General features: G+C 53.3%; 14 protein-coding genes. 2 read left to right on the forward strand and 12 right to left on the reverse strand.

Annotated elements, in window-relative coordinates:
* Positions 1–31: 31 nt before the first annotated feature.
* The 11 genes from trpS to GE278_19890 form a co-directional block, all read right to left on the reverse strand.
* Positions 32–1,048 (reverse strand): tryptophan--tRNA ligase, encoded by a 1,017-nt coding sequence (trpS, locus tag GE278_19840; protein QLK62861.1) that lies wholly within the window; start codon positions 1,046–1,048, stop codon positions 32–34.
* A gap of 1 nt (position 1,049) precedes the next feature.
* The gene (locus GE278_19845) at positions 1,050–1,748 is read right to left on the reverse strand and encodes a phosphoglycolate phosphatase (protein ID QLK62862.1); all 699 of its coding nucleotides are present in this window, start codon (positions 1,746–1,748) and stop codon (positions 1,050–1,052) included.
* Positions 1,741–2,418 carry a ribulose-phosphate 3-epimerase gene (locus GE278_19850; GenBank protein QLK62863.1) on the reverse strand — a complete coding sequence of 226 codons (678 nt, stop codon included), beginning with the start codon at positions 2,416–2,418 and terminating at the stop codon, positions 1,741–1,743. Before GE278_19850 ends, GE278_19845 begins: the two co-directional genes overlap by 8 nt.
* A 51-nt stretch (positions 2,419–2,469) precedes the next feature.
* Positions 2,470–3,282, reverse strand: coding sequence for an adenine-specific DNA-methyltransferase (locus GE278_19855; GenBank protein ID QLK62864.1), 813 nt, complete (start codon positions 3,280–3,282; stop codon positions 2,470–2,472).
* Between the two features lie 80 nt (positions 3,283–3,362).
* Positions 3,363–4,406, reverse strand: coding sequence for an SPOR domain-containing protein (locus GE278_19860; GenBank protein ID QLK62865.1), 1,044 nt, complete (start codon positions 4,404–4,406; stop codon positions 3,363–3,365).
* Positions 4,407–4,536: 130 nt separating this feature from the next.
* Complete coding sequence (gene aroB / locus GE278_19865) at positions 4,537–5,619, reverse strand: 3-dehydroquinate synthase (GenBank protein ID QLK62866.1); 1,083 nt, start codon at positions 5,617–5,619, stop codon at positions 4,537–4,539.
* 57 nt (positions 5,620–5,676) lie between these two features.
* On the reverse strand, positions 5,677–6,198 hold the full coding sequence (aroK, locus tag GE278_19870; GenBank protein ID QLK62867.1) for a shikimate kinase AroK: 522 nt from the start codon (positions 6,196–6,198) through the stop codon (positions 5,677–5,679).
* Positions 6,199–6,544: 346 nt separating this feature from the next.
* On the reverse strand, positions 6,545–7,807 hold the full coding sequence (gene hofQ / locus GE278_19875) for a DNA uptake porin HofQ (protein ID QLK62868.1): 1,263 nt from the start codon (positions 7,805–7,807) through the stop codon (positions 6,545–6,547).
* Positions 7,804–8,643 carry a pilus assembly protein PilO gene (locus GE278_19880; protein QLK62869.1) on the reverse strand — a complete coding sequence of 280 codons (840 nt, stop codon included), beginning with the start codon at positions 8,641–8,643 and terminating at the stop codon, positions 7,804–7,806. Before GE278_19880 ends, hofQ begins: the two co-directional genes overlap by 4 nt.
* Positions 8,640–9,194, reverse strand: a complete 555-nt coding sequence (locus GE278_19885) for a fimbrial assembly protein (GenBank protein ID QLK62870.1) — start codon at positions 9,192–9,194, stop codon at positions 8,640–8,642. Before GE278_19885 ends, GE278_19880 begins: the two co-directional genes overlap by 4 nt.
* The gene (locus GE278_19890) at positions 9,194–10,033 is read right to left on the reverse strand and encodes a pilus assembly protein HofM (protein ID QLK62871.1); all 840 of its coding nucleotides are present in this window, start codon (positions 10,031–10,033) and stop codon (positions 9,194–9,196) included. The genes GE278_19885 and GE278_19890 overlap by 1 nt, the downstream gene beginning before the upstream one ends.
* A gap of 121 nt (positions 10,034–10,154) precedes the next feature.
* On the opposite strand from GE278_19890, the gene mrcA reads away from it, so the two are divergent.
* Entirely contained in the window at positions 10,155–12,710 is a 2,556-nt protein-coding gene (gene mrcA, locus GE278_19895) for a peptidoglycan glycosyltransferase/peptidoglycan DD-transpeptidase MrcA (protein QLK62872.1), read from the forward strand.
* Positions 12,711–12,821: 111 nt separating this feature from the next.
* Here the strand turns inward: mrcA and nudE are convergent, their stop codons facing one another.
* Complete coding sequence (gene nudE / locus GE278_19900; GenBank protein ID QLK62873.1) at positions 12,822–13,379, reverse strand: ADP compounds hydrolase NudE; 558 nt, start codon at positions 13,377–13,379, stop codon at positions 12,822–12,824.
* Between the two features lie 484 nt (positions 13,380–13,863).
* Here nudE and GE278_19905 point away from each other — a divergent pair, with 484 nt between their 5' ends.
* Positions 13,864–15,993 carry an Intracellular growth attenuator protein igaA gene (locus GE278_19905; GenBank protein ID QLK63360.1) on the forward strand — a complete coding sequence of 710 codons (2,130 nt, stop codon included), beginning with the start codon at positions 13,864–13,866 and terminating at the stop codon, positions 15,991–15,993.
* The last annotated feature ends 63 nt before the right edge of the window (positions 15,994–16,056 follow it).

The raw sequence follows: 16,056 nt of genomic DNA on the forward strand, positions 1-16,056 counted from the left end.
TGGTTTTTTTGGTTTACAGCAAAATTCCAGATTACGGCAACGTGACAAAACCAATAGCTTCATAGGCTTTTTTCAGCGTGACGCTGGCGCGTGTACGGGCTTTCTCCGCGCCTTCCTGCATGATCTGTTGCAGAAGCGCTTCGTCACTGCGGAAACGGTTATAACGTTCCTGGACCTCTGCCAGCATGCCCGATACAGCTTCGGCAACTGCCCCTTTCAGGTGACCATACATCTGGCCTTCGAACTGCGCCTCCAGTTCTGCGATGGTCTGGCCGGTCACGCCGGACAGAATATCCAGCAGGTTCGACACACCTGGTTTATTCTTCACATCGTAACGGATGACTGGCGGCTCTTCGGAGTCGGTCATCGCGCTTTTGATTTTTTTGGTTACCGCTTTCGGATCTTCCAGCAGGCCGATCACGTTTTTGCGGTTGTCATCCGACTTGGACATCTTCTTGGTCGGTTCCTGCAAAGACATCACGCGCGCACCGGATTTCGGAATGAACGGTTCAGGCACGGTGAATACATCGCCGTACAGCGCATTGAAGCGGCTGGCAATATCGCGGCTCAGCTCCAGATGCTGTTTCTGGTCTTCACCGACCGGTACCTGATTAGTTTGGTACAGCAGGATATCGGCCGCCATCAGCACCGGATAATCGAACAGACCCGCAGTAATGCTTTCGCTGTTAGAGGTTTCGTAGCGCGCAGATTTGTCTTTGAACTGTGTCATGCGACCCAGCTCGCCGAAATAGGTGTAGCAGTTCAGCGCCCAGCTCAGCTGTGTATGTTCAGGAACATGAGACTGCACGAAGATGGTACTTTTCTTCGGATCGATGCCGATGGCCAGATAAAGCGCCAGCGTATCGAGCGTCGCTTTACGCAGTTTCACCGGATCTTGACGCACGGTGATCGCGTGCAAATCGACGATGCAGTAAATGCATTCGTAATCGTCCTGCATTTTGACCCACTGACGCAGCGCACCCATGTAGTTGCCAATGGTCAATTCGCCGGAGGGCTGTGCGCCACTAAATACGATGGGTTTACTCATTTTATGCTTCCTGATCTTTTAAAGATGACAGCCCCAAAGCGGGCAAAAGGTCGGCAAAATTTTCCAGCACGCGATCGGGTTTACTCAGCGCGATGGTTTCACCGTAGTTATATCCGTAAGTCATACCGACACAAGGGCAACCCGCCGCCTGCGCCGCCTGAATGTCATTGCGGGAATCGCCAACAAACACCAGTTCACTGGCGCGTAAGCCCAGCGTGCCCAGCATCAGATACAGTGGCGCCGGGTGCGGTTTCTTCGCTACAACGTCATCACCGCCCAACACCAGCGTGAAATAGTTGCCGATGCCCAGTGATTCCAACAGAGGTGCGATAAACGGCGTCGGTTTGTTGGTCACCAGCCCCAAAGGTAAACCCTGAGCGGCAAGGGCGGCCAGGGTTTCTTTTACCTGCGGATAGAGGCGGCTGCCGGACGCTGCCGTGTCGGCATAGTAGCGATCGAACTTGTCGCGGATTTTTTGCAAAAACGCGGGCGACGTATCGCCTTCGGCCCAGCGCACGGCGCGCTCGACCATAATATCCGCGCCGTTGCCAATCCAGGTGCTGATGCGTTCAACGCCCGCAGGAGGTAAATCAAAATCGCGCAGCGCCATATCCACGGCGTCCGCCAGACCCGGTGCGCTGTCCACCAGCGTGCCGTCCAGATCAAATGCTACACCACGTGCGGTCAGAGTTTTAGTCATGTGACACCTGCGCCAGCTCACTGCGCATGTGGTCAATCACGGTGCGATAATCCGGCTGGTTGAAGATGGCAGAACCGGCGACGAACATGTCTGCGCCTGCGGCTGCAATCTCACGGATGTTTTCAGCTTTCACGCCGCCGTCGACTTCCAGACGAATATCATATCCGCTGTCGTCGATCAGTTTGCGCACCTGACGCAGTTTGTCGTACGTGCCCGGAATAAACGACTGTCCGCCAAAGCCGGGATTCACCGACATCAGCAGGATCACATCCAGCTTATCCATCACGTAATCGAGATAGCTCAGCGACGTGGCCGGATTGAAAACCAGACCGGCCTTACAGCCGAGGCTTTTAATCAGTTGCAGCGTGCGGTCGACGTGTTCGGAGGCTTCAGGATGGAAAGAGATATAGGTCGCGCCCGCCTCGGCAAAGTCTGGTATCAGGCGATCTACCGGTTTAGCCATCAGATGAACGTCAATCGGCGCGGTAATGCCATAATCGCGCAACGCTTTGAGGATGGCAGGCCCCATCGTTAAATTCGGGACGTAGTGGTTATCCATCACATCGTAATGAACCACGTCGCCACCAGCGGCCAGTGCTTTCGCCGTATCTTCACCCAGACGGGCAAAGTCAGCCGACAGAATGGACGGGGCAATCAAAAACTGTTTCATCCGCTTCTCCAAACGATAAGGTTACCTGTTGACTGCGGCGTAAACCGGCAATCAGCGATAGAGCGCTAAAAGTTCATTCACCTTGCTGCGCAGGGCAATATTGCTGCTGATAGTACGTCGGGCAGATACGCGATGCAGTTCCGCCTCTGCGTACCATTCCAGCGTCAGGGGTGTTTCATGATTGGAGATCAGCACCGGCACCGCATTCTCACTGGAGAGCTGGTGCGCCAGACGCGCCAGTTTGCGCTGATCGTCCATGCTAAAGCTGTTGGTATGGTACGCCGTAAAATTCGCGGTTGCTGAGAGGGGCGCATACGGTGGGTCACAATACACCACCGAACCGGCCTTCGCTTTCAGCAACGTTTCCTCATAATGCTCACAAACAAACAGGGCATTCTTGGCTTTTTCAGCAAACCAGTAGAGTTCTTCTTCCGGGAAATACGGTTTTTTATAACGGCCAAAAGGCACGTTAAACGCCCCACTGAGATTATAACGACACAGGCCGTTGTAACAATGGCGGTTCAGATAGAGGAAGAGTACCGAACGACGATAAGGATCGCTGCTGGCATTAAACTCTGCCCTCAGGACGTAAAAACGATCTGCATCATTAAACTCTGGCGTGAAAAGCACACGGGCATCACGCACAAATTCTTCAGTGCGTGTTTTCACGATATCGTAGAGATTGATCAGGTCGTTGTTGATATCCGCCAAAATGTAGGCGTCATACTCAGTATTTAAAAACACTGAGCCCGCGCCAACAAAAGGCTCGATCAAGCAATCTCCCGCCGGAAGATGACGTTTGATGTCATCAATCAGCGGGTATTTGCCGCCAGCCCACTTCAAAAACGCGCGGTTCTTCTTCATGCCGTCAGTTAGCTACTTATACAATTCACAGCCGCGGATTGTATCCTGTTTTTAGACAGCAAATCGCGTTGAGATCAAATTCATTTTTTCAGGTCTTGCTGTACCTGATGTACAGGTTTAACCCACGGTTTTTTCGCCTGAACTTCCGCTGGCAGGCTGGCAATTGCGCGTTTGGCTTCCGCAGAAGACGCATAGTTACCACTCACCAACACATACCAAGGCTTCCCGTCGCGGGCGGTCTGATAAACCAGATAGTTTTTCAAGCCTGACTGTTTTGCAAATGCGTTCAGCGTATTGGACTGCGAAGCGCCGCTTAATTGCAGGGTGAAGTGTGTGCCAGGCGCAGACTTAATGGCTGACGCGCTGCCTGAGGCTACTGGCGCAGAAACTGCTGGTGCTGAGGTTGCCTGAGATTTGGTCGCCTGAGGTTTCGCCGTGTGCGAGGCCGTCGCCGCAGGTTTGTGCTCAACCGGCTTCGTCGTATGGGCAGGCTGCTGATTACGTGCAGTTTGAGCCGGACGGGTGTGCGTGGTTTGCGGCTGGGAAACGCCAGACGTCGGCGTGCGCGCTGAACCGTTGACGGTCGCCGCAGCAGTAGGTAAAGACGTCAGAGATTGTGCAGCACCGGTGGCCACTGCGCCCTGAACCATACTGCCCTGCGCTACGCCATCCACCTGATTCTGCTGGGAGGATAAGGCATCGCTCATATCACCAGGCAAATCCACGCGTTCTTTCTGACCATTGTCTGGCACTGGTTGCGCTTCGGTAGGGGTTGAAGACACTGGCGGTAAACCAATACTTTGTGGCTGCTGGCCGTTAACAGCCTGTGCAGTGTTGGCCTGCGCTTGTGCTGACGGTTGAGCCGGTGCAGCAGCGTCATTACCTGCAAGATTTATGTCTTTTGGACCGTTGTTCTGCTGAGTGGCCTGATTTGATGTCGGGGACTTCATGGCGGAACCGATGCCGACGATAAGCAGAACCAGCACCACAATCCCGATGCCAATCATCACGTACTGACGATTAACAGGGACCTTGGGTAGGGAAGGAGACGGTTTGCGCGCGCGCGGTGGGCGGCGATCGCTGGTATCTGGCTTGAGATCGTCTTCCGGTGTTAAATCATCCATCTAAAACCTCCAACCCGGCAAAAAGCCTGTAACAGGCCTCACGCGGAGCAACTATCCTGACTAAAAAATATGACGCTTTACTGGCATGGCTGAAATCGGTCGTTATCTGGCCAAAAAAGTGGCCACACTCTTAACGGCAATCTTCAATCGAAGCCAGTACCATTTCATGCGATACGCCGGAGCGTACTTCGGACTGTCCAATTGCTTTCGGTAAAACCAGACGCAGTTCACCCGCCAGTACTTTCTTATCACGCATCATGTGCGGCAAATAGGCTTCGGCTTTCATGACCTGCGGCCCCGTCACTGGCAAGCCCGCGCGAGTTAACAAGGTTTTCACCCGGGCAATATCACCCAGACTGAACTGACCAAGGCGATGGGCGGTATAGCACGCCATCACCATCCCAGCGGAGACGGCTTCACCGTGCAGCCAGTTGCCATAACCCATTTCTGCTTCAATAGCATGACCATAAGTATGGCCCAGATTCAGTAAGGCGCGCATGCCGTTTTCACGTTCATCGGCCGCCACAACCTCAGCTTTCAGCTCGCAGCAACGACGGATGCAATAAGCCAGCGCGTTCATATCCAGCGCCAACAGGGCATCCATGTTGTCTTCAAGCCATACAAAGAAGTCGGCATCCAAAATAATGCCGTATTTGATCACTTCCGCCAGTCCCGATGACATTTCCCGGGCAGGTAAAGTGCGCAGACAGTCGAGATCAACCACCACCGACGCAGGTTGATAGAACGCGCCGATCATGTTTTTTCCGAGGGGATGGTTCACCGCCGTTTTACCGCCAACGGAGGAATCGACCTGAGAGAGCAACGTGGTAGGCACCTGTACAAAGCGCACACCGCGTTGATAACTGGCCGCAGCGAAGCCGGTTAAATCACCGACAACGCCGCCGCCAAGGGCGACAAGCGTGGTATCACGTCCGTGCGGCTTTTGAAGCAGCGCGGAGAACACGTCATTTAGAACAGTCAGGGATTTGTATTGTTCACCATCAGGCAGAATCACCTGATCAACACGAACGCCTGCCTGCTCCAATACTGAACGGATAGCGTCCAGATAGAGAGGGGCGAGGGTTTCGTTGGTCACTATCATGACCTGATCGCCTGCCTTTACCGGCATAAAAGAAGCCGGATCGTGGAACAATCCGGCAGCAATCGTAATGGGGTAGCTACGTTCCCCTAACGTTACGGTAATCCTCTCCATGTCGTGCTCTGTGACCTTCTTTAACTGACACCCTCAGGCAATGATAGAAACCAATAATCAGTTACTTTCCAGCATGTTGATAATCTGGTTGGCAACGACTTTGGCACTTTGATCATCGGTACGAATAGTGACATCGGCAATCTCTTCATACAAAGGATTGCGTTCTCTCGCCAGTGCTTCAAGCACTTCACGCGGCGGAGCACTCACTTGTAATAATGGACGTTTTTTGTCGCGTTGTGTACGCGCCAGTTGTTTTTCGATGGTAGTTTCAAGATAGACGACAACGCCACGCGCTGACAAACGGTTACGGGTTTCACGTGATTTAACGGAACCCCCGCCAGTTGCCAGAACGATGCCTTGTTTTTCGGTCAGTTCGTTGATCACTTTTTCTTCGCGGTCGCGGAATCCGTCTTCGCCTTCTAAATCAAATACCCAGCCCACATCAGCTCCGGTACGTCGCTCAATTTCGTGATCGGAGTCGAAAAACTCCATATTGAGTTGCTGAGCTAACTGTCGACCAATAGTGCTTTTGCCGGCACCCATAGGCCCAACCAGAAAGATATTGCGTTTCTCTGCCATGTTTTTCGGTATTACTAAGACTATTTCGTTGATGATAACCCGCCCCGCCAATCAAATTAGCGGCGGGACCTAAACTGAAACCTCATGAGCGATAGTGCGAGATCAGAAAAAAATTATCTCAACACTCTTGGTAGTTTGGCAACCGAATAAATCGCATTGCACGCCGCAGGAGGGAAAACGTACGTTTTTATCGGCGTGTCTGCAGTAAAAAAAGATCACGGTGCTCAATTCGGTAACCCTTGTAAGCTAAATCGAACGCAGCGTCAAACTCAGAAGCCTCTCACGACACAAAAAGTTGCATGTGCTCAACGTTATTGTGCGATTTAGGTTAGCATTAAATACCCGTTTAATGGGCGCGGATTAAGGTTGGAGTGATGAAAATCACCAACTCGCGTCGCTGTTCATTCATATACTGGTGTTTAAACAACGAACCGACCACCGGAATATCGCCGATTACCGGGACTTTGGTGTCGGTCTTCTGATTTTTGCGCTGAAAAATACCGCCCAGCACGATGGTTTCGCCATCTTTCACCGTAACCTGCGTTTTGATTTCCTGCTTGTCGATCGCCAGCGCCTCGCCTTCGGACTGCTTGATACTGCGTCCGGGCATATTCTGGCTTATTTGCAAGGCCATCTGAATGCGGCCATCGCGCTGAATTTTTGGCGTCACTTCCATACCGAGTACCGCTTCTTTAAATTCGATGGACGTACTGCCGCTCGCCCCGCTGGACACCTGATATGGAATCTCCGTGCCCTGCTTGATGCTGGCGGTTTGCATGTGCGCCGTCAGCAGGCGCGGACTGGCGATAATATCGACTTTGTCTTCCTGCTCCAGCGCCGTCAGCTCCAGATCCAAAATCCGTCCGCTGATATGTGCCAGATTAAATCCGGCGGTAAATATCGGGTTCTCCACCGGCATACCCATACTGAAATTGTTCATACGCACGGCTTTGGTGATCGGTTCTTCACCGGTGAAACCCCAACGTATGCCTAATTCACGCAGGCTTTCGCTGTTCATTGTCACGATGTGTGCAGCAAGCTGTACCTGTTGCAGCGGCAAGTCTAACTCTTTGATCCACGGCGCGACGATATCCAGCGCCTCCTGCGTATCACGCAATAGAAGAGTATTGGTGCGGCTATCCGCGGACGCATTGCCTTTAACAGATAACAGCGTGCCTTTTTGTGCATTCAGACTCAGCGCCGTTTCTTTGGCATCAGCATATTGAAGCGGAATGGTCAGGCTGACGATTGGCCGCTGGTCAGCCTGTTGTTCTTCGGCATCTTTGATCTGCTGCCGGCGCGCAAGCGGGTCCATCGCAGGGGAGACCAGCAGAACATTTCCTTCAAGCTCACTGGTGAGATGATTCATGCGCAGGATAATGTCGAGCGCCTGCTGCCACGGCACTTCTTTGAGCTTTACGCTGATTTGCCCTTCCACACCCGGTGCGGTAATCAGATTAAGCTGCCGCGTATCGGCCAATGCCTGCAATACCATTTCGATCGGCGCGGTTTGAAACTCAAGAGACACCGACGAAAGCCCTGCCGCTCTGGCGGCGCTGAAATTTAAGAAAAAAGGCAGCCAAAGAGCAGCCAGATAAACTCGTTTCATTGTTTTCCATTCTCTGGAGAAATCGTTGAGTGACCAAACCGGAGGGTCTGGCGTTGTTCGCCGCAGCGGGCATCACTGATGCTGAGTTCTACCTGCGAAGCATCCAGCAATGCGACCGTCCACAGCGGCGTGCCAATCTGCGTGCCCGTTTCGACTTTGTTCCACCGGCCATCTGGCGAAAGCAACCAGCCAAACTGTTGGCCTTCTGATTGCGTGATACCGCCCAGACTCCACGCAGGAGCCAGGGTTTCACCGCCACAAGATTGGGATTGCAAGGGAGCAAAAGGGTCACGCACCGGGAGAGTGACTTCACCGCCGTCAGCAGCTTCGTTTGTTTGGGTCAGCAATAGAGACACTGCGAGGCCGTTTTCAGTCGCATGAAAATTGAGGTCGCTGTACGCCGGATGCCACTGGCGCTGTTGTAATACTTGAAGAAAATGCATCAGTGCGCCAAACGAACCGTGCAGCTGAAGTTCGCCTTGCCCATCAGGTGCGGGCGACCAGCGTACCAGCGCGGTCTGCGAAGCCTTCAGTGGCGGCGCAAATTGCTGGTCCAGTGGCAGGATGTCATTTTCGACCACTGAATTTTCTTTCAGCATATGCTGCAAACGCGACAGCGGCGCGCCTCGCAGTAAGGCAACCTGCGCATGAGTGACTACCTGCCGGCTCTCATTTATCTGCTGCTCCAGCTCTGTCTGTTGCAGCCAGATACTCCGGAAAAGCCACTGATATATTACCAGCGCGATAAGCGTTATCGCGCCCGTCAGCATCGTAGCTAACTGCCCGCCCGATTTTTGCATCAGCGGCTCAAGCCGCTGCAAAAGTAAGTGATTCACGGTAACGCTCCCTGTTCAGGTGGCTGACGCAGTTGCATCTTCAGCACAAAGCTCAGCAACACACCGGAATGCTGCCGTACATCGGTCAAAGTGACATCCCGGAGTAAATCACTTGCCGCCAGCGTGTCGCGAAAAGCCAGTATGTCGTGGTAAAACCGCCCTTCGCCGGTGAGCGTCAGCTGGTTCTGAAGTTCAACCAGCTCGTTCAGCCGCACCTCCTCGGGTATTTTTTCTGCCAGCAATGTCAGCATTTGCACGGAGTCCCTGCTTCGCTGCGCCCGCTGCTGGCTAAGCAGACGCTGCGCCCGCAGGATTTTTACCTGTGCCGACGCCGTCTCCACCCGCTTTTGCTGCAGAGAAAGTGCCTGAGAAGCGAGTTTCAGTGCAGCAAGATGCTGCTCCAAAAGTGTCAGTTGCTGAGCCAAAAAAACGACACAACCCAGCATGCTCAGCAGCAACAACGTCGGCAAACAGACTGAAACGGTCAGCCAGAAACGCATCCGTTGCTGTCGATGTACCTTGCGCCAGGGCAATAAGTTGACCTGTAGCATCAGCAGTCCCTATGTCTTAGGGCCAGCCCAACTGCGGGGGCGAAGTCGCCGGGATTGGCGGGCAAAGGGGCGGATAACTGGCCGATTGCACTGAGCGGCGACCAGCATTGCATTCCGGGAGGGGGATTTTCACCACTGTAATAACCGGCTCCGGCACACAGCGCACCAGCGCGATACTGGGAGCGGACGAGGTCAGAAAGGGATATGCCCGACAGTGCTTGCGTGCTATCGAACAAACCGAACTGGAACGGCAGGCTGTGTGGCGAAGCCCAAAGAACGGCGTCGTCCAGCGGATGAATCAGTAGCGCGTCACCGGGCAGTCGGGCCGCGTAAGCAGCCACCTGAAGTGCGCAGGGCACCAGTTCGATAACCTCAGGAAAAAGCTGTGCCTGTGCAAGACAACGCATCCACTGCGCTATCTCCTGCTGTCTTGCGGCGGTGACCACGACCTGATTATCTCCGCACGGGTCTGCACGGTAATCCATCACCAGATGTTCAACGCCCAGAGGAAATTGTTTCGCCGCATGACTAAAGATAAAGGCGCTACGGGCGGGTTCCTGCATCCGTGCATCAGGTGCCACCATGCGTTGCTGCATGATGCGCTGGGCGGGCAGGCTGATTCTCAGCGACAACCTGGCAGGTAAGGTTTTGCGCCAGAATGATAAAATGGCGATCAGCGGCGCGGTCTCATGTAATATCCCCTCCCGCAACGTGAAGTCAGGCAGCGGATGCTGCCACCAGTGACGTAATTGCCAGCCATGACGCCGCCTTTGTACGGCGATCGCACGGGCAAAACCGGCTTGAATATCCAGACCTACCTGCCATGCTTGTAGTCGCATTTTCGCCCAATCTCCATATCGTCAAGTAAATAAAAGTACGTATCCATGTTGCAGGCTTGCCTTTATACTACCGCGCGGTTGTTTATAAACTGCCCAATTGACACTAAATGGGAAATCTCAGGTGAAGTTCGTAAAGTATTTATTGATTCTTGCAGTGTGTTGCATTTTGCTGGGAGCAGCCTCGATCTTCGGTTTGTATAAATATATCGAGCCTCAGCTACCCGATGTTGCCACGCTCAAAGACGTGCGTTTGCAAACACCCATGCAGGTCTTCAGTGCCGAAGGCGATCTTATCGCCCAGTACGGTGAGAAGCGCCGTATCCCGCTGAAACTCGACCAAATCCCTCCGGAAATGGTGCACGCGTTTATCGCGACAGAAGACAGCCGTTTTTACGAGCATCATGGTGTGGATCCGATCGGTATCTTCCGTGCGGCCTCCGTTGCGCTGATGTCCGGCCACGCCTCACAGGGTGCGAGTACCATCACTCAGCAGCTGGCGCGTAACTTCTTCTTAAGTCCTGAACGCACGCTGACACGTAAAATCAAGGAAGCGTTTTTGGCCATCCGCATTGAGCAGATGATGACCAAAGATGAGATTCTTGAGCTGTACCTGAACAAGATCTACCTCGGTTATCGTGCCTATGGCGTGGGTGCTGCAGCGCAGGTTTACTTCGGGAAAGACGTGAGTCAGCTGACACTCAGCGAAATGGCGGTAATTGCCGGTCTGCCGAAGGCGCCGTCAACTTTCAACCCCCTCTATTCCCACGATCGTTCTGTTGCCCGTCGCAATACCGTGCTGGCCCGTATGCTGGATGAGAAATACATCACGCAGGAGCAGTATGATCAGGCACGCGCTGAACCGGTCGTCGCGAATTATCACGCCCCGCATATTGAATTTTCCGCGCCGTATCTGACAGAAATGGTACGTCAGGAAATGGTGAAACGTTATGGCGATAACGCCTACAACGACGGCTATATGGTTCACACCACCATCACCAAGAAAACCCAGCTGGCCGCACAGGAAGCCCTGCGCACCAACGTGCTGAATTACGATATGCGCCACGGTTACCGCGGTCCGTCGAATCAGATGTGGAAAGTGGGCGAACCGGCGTGGGATGAGAATAAAATCGTCCAGTCGCTGAAAACGCTGCCGGTCTACGGGCCACTGTTCCCTGCAGTCATTACCTCGATTGACGATGAGCAAGCCACCGCGACGATGTCTAATCGCGCCGTGATCAGCCTGCCGTTCAGCGGCATGCGTTGGGCGCGCCCTTACCGTAATGACAATGCACAAGGCCCGACACCGAAGAAAATCTCTGACGTGGTTCAGCCAGGTCAGCAGGTCTGGGTGCGTAAAGTGGGTGATGTGTGGTGGCTGGCGCAGGTTCCTGATGTGAACTCCGCCATCGTCTCCCTGAATCAAAACGACGGTGCGATTGAAGCGCTGGTCGGTGGTTTTGATTTCAACCAGAGCAAATTTAATCGTGCGAACCAGGCTGTGCGTCAGCTCGGTTCAAACATTAAACCGTTCCTGTACACCGCGGCGATGGATAAAGGGCTGACCCTGGCCACTATCCTCAATGACATGCCGATTACACGCTGGGATCCGGGCGCTGGTCAGGACTGGCGACCGAAAAACTCACCACCGACCTATGCGGGTCCAATCCGCCTGCGTCAGGGGCTGGGTGAGTCCAAGAACGTGGTGATGGTGCGTGCGATGCGTGCGATGGGCGTGGATTATGCGGCAGAATATCTGCAGCGCTTCGGCTTCCCGGCTGCCAACATTGTCCATTCCGAATCACTGGCGCTGGGTTCTGCATCCTTCACCCCGTTACAGGTGGTGCGTGGTTATGCAACGCTGACTAACGGCGGTTATCTGGTTGATCCGTATTTCATCACCAAAATTGTAGCGGAATCTGGTGAAGTTCTGTTTGAAGCCAAACCGAAAATCGCCTGCCGCACCTGTAATATTCCGGTGATTTATGGCGATACGCAGAAATCGGCAGTGTTGTCTGATGACAACGTGGAAAACGTTGCCACCTCGGTCAATAACAACAACAACGCCGTGCCAACGCCGCAGCTGGAACAGGTTCCGGCCAATTCTCCACAGGTGGATGCAGAGCAACAGTATGCGCCGCACGTTATCAGTACGCCGCTGTCGTTCCTGATAAGCGACGCGCTGAACTCCAACATCTTCGGCGAACCTGGCTGGATGGGAACAGGCTGGCGCGCGGGTCGTGATCTCAAGCGCCACGACATCGGTGGCAAAACCGGGACAACCAACAGTTCAAAAGACGCCTGGTTCTCCGGTTATGGCCCGAACGTGGTCACCTCCGTCTGGATTGGTTTTGACGATCACCGCCGTGACCTGGGCCGTTCGACCGCTTCCGGCGTGATCCCTGATCAAATCTCCGGTGCAGAAGGCGGCGCGAAGAGTGCGCAACCGGCATGGGATGACTACATGAAAGCCGTACTGGAAGGCGTGCCTGAAGAAAAACAGACACCTCCTCCGGGCATCGTGACGGTCACTATCGATAAGAGCACCGGGAAATTGTCCGACGGTGGCGGTGGCAGTCGTCCGGAGTACTTCATTGACGGCACTCAGCCGACAGAACATGCGGTGCATGAAGTCGGAACGACCATCATGGATAACGGTCAGGAACATGAGTTGTTCTGATGGGATATTGAGTCAGGCGTTTAACACCTGATTCAATCCAATAGAAAAAAGCCGGTTTGCGTAATGCATGACCGGCTTTTTTATTGACGATTTTTCAGGAAAACGGACGGTTCAGCGGGCGTTGCGCGTCAGAAAATCATGCGCCAGGAATAAAGCGCTGACGTTGCGGGCTTCGCAAAAATCGGGTTGCTGCAGCAGTTCCATCATCCGCGCAATCGGCCAGCGAGTCTGCGGTAAAGGCTCAGGCTCATCGCCTTCCAGACTCTTCGGGTACAACCCTTTCGCAATCACAATGTTCATGCGACTGGAGAAATACGAGGGTGCCATCGTCAGCTTTGCCAGCACGTCAAAATGCCCTGCGCCGTAGCCAACTTCCTCCATCAACTCGCGGTTAGCGGCTTCCAGCACGCTCTCACCGGCGTCGATCAGTCCCTTCGGAAACCCCAGCTCATAGCTTTCGATCCCAACGGCGTATTCGTGGATCAGCAGCAGATCATCGCCAATGACTGGCACAATCATCACCGCTTCTCGATCGGAAGGGCGCATGCGTTCGTAAACACGTTCCGCGCCATTGCTGAATGCCAAATCTACAGATTCGATGGTGAACAAACGCGAACGTGCGACGGTTTCCACCTTCAGGATTTTTGGTTTTTGCAGGTGTTGTGTCATTTCATCCCCAGCTTTTATTCACCTGACTGCGGGTGTCTTAATGGGTTCATATAGAATATTGAACATTGCTATCATAAAACATTGTGCGTTAAGGCGAGCCTGAACCGCAATCTTTACTGCGTATAAGTTCGCGTGAGACTGCCATATTCAGCGCCAATCGTCGGATTTTTATCTCTGACATCGTGCAAAAAGAACGCGTTGCCATGTTCGCGTCACAATTTTGCTGTAACAAAAACCACACCGATTCAAAATAGGATTATACCGATACCCATTAAAGTACAATTACGGATACTCTCTAGCGTGGTGTTTTTATAATTTAAATACTTGTGCATAAATATCAGTCAAATAATGAAAACCCTGTAAAAAATAGGGTAGCGTGCAAAATATGCATGAGGTTTATGTCTTTTCAATTTATGTATAATACTTTCACAGAGTTGACGTAAGTCGCCCACGTCAGAACGGGGATCGGATGAGCACAGTAGTCGTGACACTGGTGTTGTTGTGTATCGCAATCATTGCCACTGGAAGTTTCTTTTGGTTTGCCTTGCGACGCCGCCAACGCGACGAGTCTGTTGTACATTTCCCCACCCCCAGCCAGCGAAAACTGTCGCAACAAGAGCGCGACGCCGTAGAACGGTACCTGCGACAAAGTGAAAGGCTGGGACAAACGCCGATTACCCACCGCAATAATCTGATTATCCTGCGCGATAAACTCATCCTGACCACTAAAAGCGAACACGTTTACAGCCTCAAGCGCGCCATCACTCGCTACGGCGTGGCCAGCGAAGACACCAACAGCGGACGCTATTTTCTTGATGCGACTGAAATACACCTGCCACCCTTTTGGGAGCAATACATAGCGCAGGAAAATCAGGTCGAGCTTATTAAAACGCAATCGATGCCTCTGGTGATCTCCCTCAATGGTCATACACTGGCGGACCACGTTTATGAAGGTCCGGTACCAGTTTCAACTGTTCTTCCCTCCCAGCCGCAAAATGCCTCGATTCGTCATGAAGAAAGCGAACATATCGAGATGGTGAAGGTGCGCCGTGAAACGCGCGAAGAGCACGCTCTCACCCGCTCGAACGGTGTAAAAGAGGCGCTGGCGGTTTCCGGTATTTTGCTTCTGCTGTTTATTACATTGCTCAGCCCGGTCGTATTTTTACCGTGGCTACTGACACTGGCAGCCGTGCTCGCAGGTTGGATCGGCTGGCGGATGATTTCCGAGCGTTTAGGTAAAAACCGCAAAGAAATCCATTGCCTGCGAGGCTTACCTAAACGCTGGGGACTGTTTGGCGAATCTAAGCAGGGTGATATCAGCAATATTTCGCTCGGCACCGTCGACCTGATTTATCCGCCACACTGGCAACCGTTTATCGGCCGCGATCTCGGCCAGCCAACGGATATCGAGCTGTACATGAACAGCCACGTCGTCCGTCAGGGCAGCTATTTGTCGTTGCACGATGAAGTAAAAAAATTCCCGCTGCAGCTCTGGGGCAAGAATCTGGTGCTGGCGACCAGCGCCTTCCTGCTGCTGCTTTTGCTGTTGGTCTATGTGCCTCTCGGCTTGCCACTGAAACTCAGCATCGCGTGGTTACAGGGCGCGCAAAGTGCGCAGGTCAACAGTGTGCAGGATCTGGAAAAAACAGCACTGCGCGTTGGCGACACCCTGAAAGTTCAGGGTACAGGCATGTGTTACGTGCCACCGGCGGCCAACCGCAGCGCATCGGGTTTTCTGCCATTCGACTGTTCAGGCATTTACTGGAACAACGCCGCACCGCTGCCGGTTCCGCAGTCTGAAATTATCGATGCCGCCACTGCGCTGCAAACTACGGTGAACAACCAAATGCATCCGGGCGAAAATCTGGAACAAAACATCAACCCGCAGCTGGCGACCGCGATCGAGAAATCTGGCATGATTTTGCTGGATGATTTTGCCGATATTGTCCTGAAAACGGACACGCTGTGCGGCAGCAAAACCAACGAATGTGTGCGCCTTAAAAATGCGCTGGTGAATCTGGGGAACTCCAATAACTGGAGTACTCTGGTGAAACGTGCGAAAGCGGGCTCGTTGCAGGGGATCAACGTCCTGTTGCGGCCGGTCAGCGCGCAGTCACTGAGTGAACTGGTAAATAACGCGACGTCCTCATTCTTCATGCAGGAAACCCGCCGCGCCGCAGAAAGCCTGAACAGTCCTCCTCCGGGTGGGTTCCTTATCAGCAATGACGAAGGTCGTCAGCTGGTGGAACAACCTGTACCGCCGGTCGGATTGTACGGTAATCCGCCGCAGGAACAGTGGAAGCAGTTGCAACACCTTTCGAGGCAGCTGCTGCATACGCCGTTCAGCGCTCAGGGGGTGATCACCAGTATCAGCATCGATGCCAACGGTACACGCCATATATCGCTGCACAGTGAACCGGATATTTCGACACTGTGGCGCTATCTGGGCACCAGCCTGCTGCTGTTTTTGCTACTTGGCACTCTGCTGGTCAATACCGTTCTCTTTATCCGCCGTTTTATCAAAGATAAGCGCCGTATTGACGATATTGAGCAGCATTATAACGTCTCCTTTCACTCCACGATGATGCCCGTACCTGCGCATACCCTGAGCTGAAACTCAGGGTAGCTCTGCGCCATCCTGAGAGATTATGCTATTCTGACGCCCTTCCCTGCTTAC

The sequence above is a fragment of the Enterobacteriaceae bacterium Kacie_13 genome (assembly GCA_013457415.1).
GTDB lineage: Bacteria > Pseudomonadota > Gammaproteobacteria > Enterobacterales > Enterobacteriaceae > Rahnella.

What these genes read in the sequence shown, in the direction of transcription:
- trpS (QLK62861.1), bottom strand. Translation starts at nt 1,048, where the DNA reads ATGAGTAAACCCATCGTATTTAGTGGCGCACAGCCCTCCGGCGAATTG.
- GE278_19845 (QLK62862.1), bottom strand. Translation starts at nt 1,748, where the DNA reads ATGACTAAAACTCTGACCGCACGTGGTGTAGCATTTGATCTGGACGGC.
- GE278_19850 (QLK62863.1), bottom strand. Translation starts at nt 2,418, where the DNA reads ATGAAACAGTTTTTGATTGCCCCGTCCATTCTGTCGGCTGACTTTGCC.
- GE278_19855 (QLK62864.1), bottom strand. Translation starts at nt 3,282, where the DNA reads ATGAAGAAGAACCGCGCGTTTTTGAAGTGGGCTGGCGGCAAATACCCG.
- GE278_19860 (QLK62865.1), bottom strand. Translation starts at nt 4,406, where the DNA reads ATGGATGATTTAACACCGGAAGACGATCTCAAGCCAGATACCAGCGAT.
- aroB (QLK62866.1), bottom strand. Translation starts at nt 5,619, where the DNA reads ATGGAGAGGATTACCGTAACGTTAGGGGAACGTAGCTACCCCATTACG.
- aroK (QLK62867.1), bottom strand. Translation starts at nt 6,198, where the DNA reads ATGGCAGAGAAACGCAATATCTTTCTGGTTGGGCCTATGGGTGCCGGC.
- hofQ (QLK62868.1), bottom strand. Translation starts at nt 7,807, where the DNA reads ATGAAACGAGTTTATCTGGCTGCTCTTTGGCTGCCTTTTTTCTTAAAT.
- GE278_19885 (QLK62870.1), bottom strand. Translation starts at nt 9,194, where the DNA reads ATGCTACAGGTCAACTTATTGCCCTGGCGCAAGGTACATCGACAGCAA.
- GE278_19890 (QLK62871.1), bottom strand. Translation starts at nt 10,033, where the DNA reads ATGCGACTACAAGCATGGCAGGTAGGTCTGGATATTCAAGCCGGTTTT.
- nudE (QLK62873.1), bottom strand. Translation starts at nt 13,379, where the DNA reads ATGACACAACACCTGCAAAAACCAAAAATCCTGAAGGTGGAAACCGTC.